General features: G+C 45.5%; 3 protein-coding genes and 26 tRNA genes. 1 reads left to right on the top strand and 28 read right to left on the bottom strand.

What is annotated here, in order from left to right:
* Positions 1–60 precede the first annotated feature (60 nt).
* Positions 61–351: a Uma2 family endonuclease gene (locus tag QUA58_RS14550; protein WP_333394601.1), complete on the bottom strand. Its 291-nt coding sequence runs from the start codon at positions 349–351 to the stop codon at positions 61–63.
* Between the two features lie 247 nt (positions 352–598).
* On the opposite strand from QUA58_RS14550, the gene QUA58_RS14545 reads away from it, so the two are divergent.
* Positions 599–1,432 (top strand): hypothetical protein, encoded by an 834-nt coding sequence (locus tag QUA58_RS14545; RefSeq protein ID WP_333394600.1) that lies wholly within the window; start codon positions 599–601, stop codon positions 1,430–1,432.
* Between the two features lie 117 nt (positions 1,433–1,549).
* Here the strand turns inward: QUA58_RS14545 and QUA58_RS14540 are convergent.
* From QUA58_RS14540 to QUA58_RS14410, 27 genes are all read right to left on the bottom strand, one after another.
* A tRNA-Lys gene (locus QUA58_RS14540) sits at positions 1,550–1,621 on the bottom strand.
* A gap of 101 nt (positions 1,622–1,722) precedes the next feature.
* The gene (locus tag QUA58_RS14535) at positions 1,723–2,295 is read right to left on the bottom strand and encodes a dihydrofolate reductase family protein (RefSeq protein WP_333394599.1); all 573 of its coding nucleotides are present in this window, start codon (positions 2,293–2,295) and stop codon (positions 1,723–1,725) included.
* Positions 2,296–2,754: 459 nt separating this feature from the next.
* Positions 2,755–2,837, bottom strand: a tRNA-Ser gene (locus QUA58_RS14530).
* Positions 2,838–2,841: 4 nt separating this feature from the next.
* Positions 2,842–2,915 (bottom strand) — tRNA-His (locus QUA58_RS14525).
* A gap of 6 nt (positions 2,916–2,921) precedes the next feature.
* A tRNA-Ala gene (locus QUA58_RS14520) sits at positions 2,922–2,994 on the bottom strand.
* Positions 2,995–3,048: 54 nt separating this feature from the next.
* Positions 3,049–3,125 (bottom strand) — tRNA-Ala (locus QUA58_RS14515).
* A 7-nt stretch (positions 3,126–3,132) separates the two neighbouring features.
* Positions 3,133–3,206 (bottom strand) — tRNA-Arg (locus QUA58_RS14510).
* Positions 3,207–3,539: 333 nt separating this feature from the next.
* A tRNA-Arg gene (locus QUA58_RS14505) sits at positions 3,540–3,612 on the bottom strand.
* 6 nt (positions 3,613–3,618) lie between these two features.
* A tRNA-Val gene (locus QUA58_RS14500) sits at positions 3,619–3,689 on the bottom strand.
* 5 nt (positions 3,690–3,694) lie between these two features.
* Positions 3,695–3,766, bottom strand: a tRNA-Gly gene (locus tag QUA58_RS14495).
* A 59-nt stretch (positions 3,767–3,825) separates the two neighbouring features.
* A tRNA-Gly gene (locus tag QUA58_RS14490) sits at positions 3,826–3,896 on the bottom strand.
* Positions 3,897–3,901: 5 nt separating this feature from the next.
* Positions 3,902–3,978, bottom strand: a tRNA-Thr gene (locus tag QUA58_RS14485).
* A 307-nt stretch (positions 3,979–4,285) separates the two neighbouring features.
* Positions 4,286–4,359 (bottom strand) — tRNA-Leu (locus QUA58_RS14480).
* 131 nt (positions 4,360–4,490) lie between these two features.
* Positions 4,491–4,563 (bottom strand) — tRNA-Pro (locus tag QUA58_RS14475).
* A gap of 4 nt (positions 4,564–4,567) precedes the next feature.
* Positions 4,568–4,648 (bottom strand) — tRNA-Leu (locus tag QUA58_RS14470).
* A 130-nt stretch (positions 4,649–4,778) separates the two neighbouring features.
* A tRNA-Gln gene (locus tag QUA58_RS14465) sits at positions 4,779–4,851 on the bottom strand.
* Positions 4,852–4,856: 5 nt separating this feature from the next.
* Positions 4,857–4,935: transfer RNA gene (locus tag QUA58_RS14460), tRNA-Gln, on the bottom strand.
* A 10-nt stretch (positions 4,936–4,945) separates the two neighbouring features.
* A tRNA-Asn gene (locus QUA58_RS14455) sits at positions 4,946–5,020 on the bottom strand.
* 6 nt (positions 5,021–5,026) lie between these two features.
* Positions 5,027–5,099, bottom strand: a tRNA-Phe gene (locus tag QUA58_RS14450).
* Between the two features lie 4 nt (positions 5,100–5,103).
* A tRNA-Ser gene (locus QUA58_RS14445) sits at positions 5,104–5,190 on the bottom strand.
* Positions 5,191–5,194: 4 nt separating this feature from the next.
* Positions 5,195–5,268, bottom strand: a tRNA-Tyr gene (locus QUA58_RS14440).
* A gap of 34 nt (positions 5,269–5,302) precedes the next feature.
* Positions 5,303–5,384, bottom strand: a tRNA-Tyr gene (locus tag QUA58_RS14435).
* A gap of 13 nt (positions 5,385–5,397) precedes the next feature.
* Positions 5,398–5,472 (bottom strand) — tRNA-Lys (locus QUA58_RS14430).
* A gap of 5 nt (positions 5,473–5,477) precedes the next feature.
* Positions 5,478–5,551 (bottom strand) — tRNA-Glu (locus QUA58_RS14425).
* 6 nt (positions 5,552–5,557) lie between these two features.
* A tRNA-Trp gene (locus QUA58_RS14420) sits at positions 5,558–5,632 on the bottom strand.
* Positions 5,633–5,812: 180 nt separating this feature from the next.
* Positions 5,813–5,886: transfer RNA gene (locus QUA58_RS14415), tRNA-Cys, on the bottom strand.
* An 80-nt stretch (positions 5,887–5,966) separates the two neighbouring features.
* Positions 5,967–6,040 (bottom strand) — tRNA-Asp (locus QUA58_RS14410).
* Positions 6,041–6,084: the final 44 nt, after the last annotated feature.

Genomic DNA, 6,084 nt, shown 5'->3' with positions numbered 1-6,084 from the left:
CCTCATTCTCTCCTAGCGCGGTGGCTCTAGTTCTTCTTTTGCCACCGTTCTCATCTTTGGTTAGTCTAAACTACAGTTGTAAGCAGACTCCGGCAATCGCACGATCGCAATATCTGGTTCTGCTTCAGAGTCTGATAGCGTAATCGGCCCGTTGAAGCGGACATCAGCTTTACCTGCGAGTAGTTCTTCGAGGTATTTAGTACCTCGTTTGGTTGTGTTGTAATGAATTGGGGTTTCTGGACTCATCTGGCAAACTTCACCAGCTAGCAACTCCACACGGCGATCGCGTAGAATCCCTGCTTCAATCATGCGGTGATAGTCGCCCACAGACCATTTAGCTAGCGTTTTCATTGCAGAATCGAGGGATTTTCTTAAAAGAACAACTTTATTTTACACGATCGCCCTTATTCAATACCTAATTAAAGTGCGATCGCGAAGCCTGTTCGCAGGACAATCGCGCTGACCAACTTCACCGACATCTTCACACGAGCGATCTGTATTACCATTTCAATTAGCGTAGATACAAGATTGACTTGTGTAAAAAATCAAGATACAGTCGAATGGCGAGAAACTATCTACTTTTAAAACTAATCGCCTTATGAAAAACAAGTTCGTTGCACTATTAGATAGGTTAGAATGCTTTTTAATAGCAGCGATTGACATTACATTCCTCACATCCATAGGCAATTATTTGAACTATCGTCAAGCGACACTTGGTGAGTGGTTTTACTTGTGGATAATGACAGCTCTGGCGCTATATCTTCTGGGTCTATACACCATTGCTGTGGTGGATCGACAACTTTCAGAACAAGAAATGGAAATTGAGCCGTTGTTTCTGGTTTTCGGTTGCATCATCGGTTTGGTGAGCGGCTACTTAGTTGCCTATTTCTACTCATCTTTCTACTCATCAATGCCGACTTTGCTACACAAGTTGCCGGGGTTATTTTGGGGTTTACTTTTTCCGTTTTTGCTATCTCTTTTAGGAATTTGTATTGCTGGGAAATTTAAGCGGAGTAAATCGACAAGCAATCTAATCGTTTCATTGTTGAGAATTTTAATTCCGTCTGCGATCGCTTTAACATTTATCTTGGTTAACAACAACGGTTTTCCTGGTCTAGCAGCCCCTGCTGAGGTTAGACAGCAATGGGCGTCCAAAGAATTTTGGAATTATGCCGGAGTTGTGAATTCAATCAAAAGCTGTCAGCCCATCATCCAGCGAGTAGGCAGCGTAAAATTTGTGGCACCTACCCAAGGTCAAAACGATGTTGTGTTTGAGCCTGGTAGTTCAGGTCATTCCGGGGAATTGACGCTAGAAGTAGTTGGTGAGAAAGGTATAGGTGTTGCTAATTTTGACTTTCATATCGGTACTTTCGTCTCAAATGTTCGATTTACTTATCAGAAGAGAACAGAGGAACTATCCTGCGCGAAATAGAAGAAATCCAACTCTTTCAGAATTTTGGAGACGACGCCCGCACCGACAGTACGATCGCCCTCGCGAATGGCAAAACACCTATTTAATTCTCTAGCTTCTAGCTTCTGCCTTTAAAAATGGGTGGTATAGGAGTTGAACCTATCTGATACCGGTTAAAAGCCGGGTGCATAACCGCTTTGCTAACCACCCTTAAAAATTCAGGGTTTGTGTAATTACTAAAAAATCATTGTGTAGTAAACACTTCAGTCATTTTTTGCCCCCAGCAATTCCAACGAATAAAGTCTTGATTGCTAATGCTTCACTCGATAATGAAGCAAGATGAAACCGTTGCTATAGATTTTGCGATCGGCAAGTTCCAAATTAGTGGGATCGAGTGCACGGGCAAAAAGAGGAATTCCCGATCCGATAACTACCGGATTCAACTTCACAATCATCTCGTCAATCTCAGAAAAAAGAGTTGCCGCTAAAGCCCCACCACCGCAGAGCCAGATGTCTTTACCCGTTTCTTTTTTCAATTCCTTAACCAATGCGATAGGATTGTCCGAAACCACTTCAATATTCTCATCGGGACTGGCTTCCATAGTGCGCGAAAAAACATACTGCTTCAAGCTGGGATAAGGATTAGTTACACCAACATTTAGCCCTACCTCATAGGTTTTCCGTCCCATCAAAACCGCATCAAACTGCTTGTTCTCTGCAGGAATGCCAAGAGCTTCCTGAACGTGAGCCGGAATAGTCTCAGGAAAGGAATCGAACAAATCAGCGAAATGCTCCCCTGACATAGGAAAACAATCAAATGAGCCATCTTCGCGAGCAATAAAACCGTCAACGGTGCAAGCAACGTAATATTTTAGTTTTCTCATATTTAACCTTTCTTTTGATAAACTGAAAAGACTACAAATGGAGAGGACGGGAGTCGAACCCGCATCGATCGGCAGCAACTTTCAGGAAACGCGCTTCCTTACTGCCCGCAAGCAGATGAGAACTGCCCCCATCTCGGACTGTTAATTCCTTTCAGTGCCTCCGCAACCCGCTGCCAGTTTGCATTTTCAGGGAACGTCGCGAAGCAACTTTTTACCCTACTCAACAAACCCGATCGTCCTTTTGGGAGCCGCTTTTCCAAAGTTTTTACGGTGCCATTCCACTTAGGCGACCTCCCCATAATTTTGCTCAGTTTAGGATAGCAAACCTCGTAAAAAAAATTAACCATAATTCTCCCTTATTTATATATAAAATCATAACCAATCCACCGAGTAGGTACTGCCCCTCCTATCCCCGCGTTATCAGCACGGTGTCTCGCTTTTCGACTTCCGGTGGTTAAAAGGAAGATGAAGGAATCGAACCCTTACAGTTACCTGTACCCCAGTTTTCAAGACTGGTTGCCAACCGTTTAGCGGCATCTTCCAAGGGGTGTCTGACGGGAATTGAACCCGCTATTACTGGCTCCACAAACCAGCGCCGCTACCGCTTTGGCTTCAGACACCGCAAGTGGAGTCAAGGAGAATCGAACTCCTGGCCTCTTGCGTGCAAAGCAAGCGCTCTACCAATTGAGCTATGACCCCGCGTCAAAGATTCACCTGTCGAGTAAATCTAAAATCTAAAATCTAAAATTGGTGTGGTGGATTGCGATCGGATTTGAACCGATATCTTTCTAACAGCCAGTTAGATGCTTTACCAATTAAGCTACGAACCCCAGACAGCAGGAGCGGTAGGACTTGAACCCACAACATTCGAGGTAGAAGCTCGACACTCTATCCAGTTGAGTTACGCTCCCATGTTTTTTGTTAATGCGTGATTCCCTACGGGATAGCTGCACTTCACGCACTTTGACGTGCAAGTTATCAGAGCATTGCGTTTTCTCAGTTACTAGAGGGACTCCGCCGATGAGTTATTACACACTCTTTAAAGGATGGCTACCTTCAAGCCAACCTGCCGGGTTCAATGCACTCCTCGTTCTCAAACGCCCGCTGATTTTGACAGCGTTACCTTTCCTCTCGTACTAAAGTATGTAGGCTCCAAAGATTGGGACACGCAAAGGGCGATCGCTCTTACTATAAAAAATTATCCATTCAATGGAATCAACCTCCTTAAATTAAAGCAAAAACAACGAGAGTGGTAGGACTCGAACCCACAACATCCGCGTCCGAAGCGCGGCGCTCTATCCATTGAGCTACACTCCCATAAATTGGTAGTCCTGACAGGAGATTACCCCGCGTCTGCTTGTAAGGCAAACGCTCTACCATCGAAGCTCAGGACTACAAAAGCGGATGATGGGACTCGAACCCATGCGCTGAGAATGGCATACTCAGATGCTAGCCTTTACATCACACCCGCAAACCGATTTTAGATTGGAAATTTGAGATTTTGGATTGAAAAAACCTCTCATTTAGCCAAGCGGATAACAAGGCTCGAACTCGTGCCTAGAGTTTGGAAGACTCGAATGCTACCGTTACACCATATCCGCAATTGTGGGGCTGGTGATAGGAATTGAACCTACAACCGACTGATTACAAATCAGTTGCTCTGCCTAATTGAGCTACACCAGCACGCCAAGCAGATGGTGAGATTTGAACCCGCAAAAAGGCTGTATGAAACCCTCATGTTGTTAATTACCAAAAAAAATTGGTTTAAAGCCGGAACCCTTGTAGGGAGAAATTAAAAGAAGACTATTCATTACTCCAATCCTCTTGCTTCCAGGTAGAGGTCGCTATCAACTGTCAACTGTCAACTGTCAACTGTCAACTGAAATCACACCTGCATTTTTGGTGGCGGGGGCAGGAGTTGAACCTGCTATTAAGAGGCTTATGAGACCTCCAAGCCTACCCAGGCTACTTCACCCGCGATGTCACCAAATACCCCTGACTGGCATCGAACCAGCACTAACTAGATCCTAAATCTAGCGCCTCTACCGATTGGGCTACAGGGGCAAAACCGATTTGAGATTTGAGGTTTGAGATTTGAGATTGAATAAAACCTCATACCCCTGACAGACCTCGAACCTGCAAAAAACACTCGTTCAGAACGAGTGATGTTTTCCAATTACATCACAGGGGTAAAGTCGGGATGGTTGGATTTGAACCAACGACTCCATGCTCCCAAAGCATGGCTTCTGGCCGCTGAATTACATCCCGTTCATGCTCCTAGTGAGACTCGAACTCACACTCAAAATAAAACAGATTTTAAGTCTGCCGCGTCTGCCAATTCCGCCACAGGAGCAAGTAGAAACTTAGTTGAAAATTTGGTACTCGGGAGTGAGATTTGAACTCACACAACACAATTTTTGAAATTGCGGCCTCTGCCAATTGGGCTACAGGAGTGTAATTTATCTGCTTTGGTAATAGCAGAACTGGGAAGGCAGGGATCGAACCTGCATTTTGCCGCTTTCAAAGAGCGGTGCCATACGATTAGGCGACTTCCCAATAATTGGGTGCCGGGGTAGGCTTTGAACCTACAGAAACTCCTATTTCAGAGATAGGCGACTTTACCAATTTGTCTACCCGGCAATTAAAAAAATGGCTGCCCCAGTAGGACTCGAACCTACAACCTAGCGGTTAACAACCGCTTGCTCTACCATTGAGCTATAAGGCAACGCAATCCCCCAAGTCAGTATCGAACTGACGACCTCTTGTTCTTCACACAAGCGCTCTACCAACTGAGCTATCGGGGGAAAACGGAGAAGGAGGGATTTGAACCCTCGACGGCTGTTAAACCGCTCTTTCTTAGCAGGAAAGCGCCTTAAGCCACTCGGCCACCTCTCCTGAGCGAGAACGGAGGGATTTGAACCCCCAATCTTCAGTTTTATTAACTGAGATGTTATCCGGCTACACCACGCTCTCAAGATTGCAACTGCGGATTAAATGCAGTTACAAATGGGTCAGGCTGGAATTGAACCAGCAACGCTTTAAGCTACTGTTTTACAGACAGCTACCCACGCCAATAGGAGGGCCGACCCAAGATAGAAATTTTGGTAGGTCGTCGAGGAATTGAACCTCGATCCATCCGCTTAAAAGGCGGCTGCAAAACCATTCTGCCAACGACCCACGAGAAGTGCTGACGGGAGTTGAACCCGCAATCACTTGGGTGAAAACCAAGCGGCTTAAACCATTTGCCTACAGCACTATAAATTGGCACAGGAACTGAGATTTGAACTCAGAATGCTGGTTTTGGAGACCAGAGTGTTGCCAGTTACACCATCCCTGCTTTTGGTGGCAGCGGCGGGATTTGCACCCGCATTGATTAAGGTATGAACTTGGCGCTTTACGATTAAGCTACGCTGCAATGTCACTTTCGCTTCGTTCCTTTTCAAAGTTAAAAATTTCTATTAAAAGACTGTTAGTTTAATCTTTTAATTTCTAATTTTTAATTTCTGATTGGGAACAGAGGTTAGGGCGGGATTTGAACCCGCGAAATTCGGTTTTGCAGACCGATGCCTTCAACCACTCGACCACCTAACCTGGGAGTCCCGACGAGGTTTGCACTCGCAATCTTCACGCCAGAGGGGGAGACGGCTTGACTTTTGCCTACGGGACTTTGACGGGAGTAACGAGACTTGAACTCGCAACCTTTCGCTCGACAGGCGACTGCTCTGACCGGTTGAGCTATACCCCCGCGAAAATGAACAATATTCTGTCCTTGAATTACTCAAGTTGGGA

It is taken from the genome of Microcoleus sp. N9_A1, from assembly GCF_036701795.1.
In the GTDB taxonomy this organism is placed as follows: Bacteria; Cyanobacteriota; Cyanobacteriia; order Cyanobacteriales; family Microcoleaceae; genus Microcoleus.
This window is presented reverse-complemented; position numbering and strand designations above follow the sequence as displayed.